The sequence below is a fragment of the Zoogloea oryzae genome, assembly GCF_030161255.1.
Taxonomy (GTDB): Bacteria; Pseudomonadota; Gammaproteobacteria; order Burkholderiales; family Rhodocyclaceae; genus Zoogloea; species Zoogloea oryzae.
This window is the reverse complement of the sequence record NZ_BSPX01000201.1, coordinates 1-1,224: the sequence shown is the minus strand read 5'-3', so window position 1 is coordinate 1,224 and position 1,224 is coordinate 1. Positions and strand designations below refer to the sequence as shown.

Annotated in this window: 2 protein-coding genes; both read right to left on the bottom strand. The window is 72.9% G+C overall.

The window, feature by feature from the left end:
- Window positions 1–267, bottom strand: a 267-nt coding sequence (locus QQK25_RS23025; RefSeq protein ID WP_284190050.1) for a hypothetical protein, incomplete at its 3' end; no start/stop codon positions are given.
- Window positions 268–270: 3 nt separating this feature from the next.
- A partial coding sequence (locus tag QQK25_RS23020; protein WP_284190049.1) for an eCIS core domain-containing protein occupies window positions 271–1,224 on the bottom strand: 954 nt, incomplete at its 5' end.

Sequence of the window (1,224 nt, the reverse complement as noted above, 5' to 3'; positions counted from 1 at the left end):
GAGGGCCTTGCCCACCGAGCCCGGCGCTGCGGTGGGGCCGGGGCCAGTGGCGCTGCGGCGGATCTGGTTTGCCGCTGCCGCGCAGGCGGGGCACGGCTTCGGGCCGGCTGCGCAGGCCGGGCAGTCGAGCTTTACCGGCGCGGATGTGCCCACCAGGGTTTCGGCGAGGCGGTCTGCCGCTGCTTCTTCGGGCGCATGGGCAGCGCCCACCCGCGAATTGGCGTCTTTACCGTGCTTCGGCTCAACCGCGGCGTGGGTTGCCGGCATGGCCTACTTCTTCACGTCTCCACCCAGCGCAGCGCGGATCGGGGCGGGCACGAAGGGCGCCTTGAGCAGGTCGATGGTCACGAACACCCCGACGCCGGCTGGCGTGGCGCCCGCGCCGGCGGGGGCCGGCAGGGATTTCATGACCGTCGAGGTCTGGCCGTCGAGGCCGGTGACGGTGGGCTTCCAGTCGAGCCCGACGCCGCTGCCGGCCTGCAGGGACACCCCCGGCATCACGCCCCAGGTGGCCTTGGCCGAGCTGAGGCTGACGCCGCCGGACGGGTCGAGGCTCCAGCCCAGGTCGAGGCTGAGTGTCATGGGCGGCATCCAAGACAGCTTCCGGTGGGCGAGGCCCAGCAGATCGTCGCCCGAGAACGAGGCCTTGAGCTGCGTGGGGCCGCCCGGGGTGGCCGGGAGGATGTAGCGGAAGTCGGTGAGGGTGGAATACGGGATCAGCCCCAGCGGGGCGACGAGGTTCACATCCGACAGCAGCTTGCGCCCGGCCGGGTCGGCCAGCCCGGCGCCCAGGGCGAGGCCGTAGGTGCCGGCCCCAAAGCCGGCCACGCCGACCTTCTCGCCGGTGCCAAGGGCGTTCCACTGACCGAGGGCGTAACGCTTGGCCGGGTCGAGGAGGGTCTGCTTGACGCCTTCGTTCTCCTTCGCCTGTTCGACGACCGTCTTGACGCCCTCCGTCAGCACCTCGGCGGCCTTGTCGCCGTCTTCGGGCTTGGCGGCTTCCTCAAGCTGGATGGCCGGCTGGCGGCGCGCGCCTTGCTCCAGCACATGGCCCAGCTCGTGGCCCAGCAGGCGGCGGCCCTCGTGGGTGCCGGGCTGCCAGCGGCCGGGGGCGAAGCCGATGTCGCGGCCGGCGGCAAAGGCGTTGGCGCCCAGGTCGACGGCGGCGGAGGCGTCGGGATGCACGCGCACGTCGGCGAGCCTCGCGCCCAGGCGGTTCTCGAA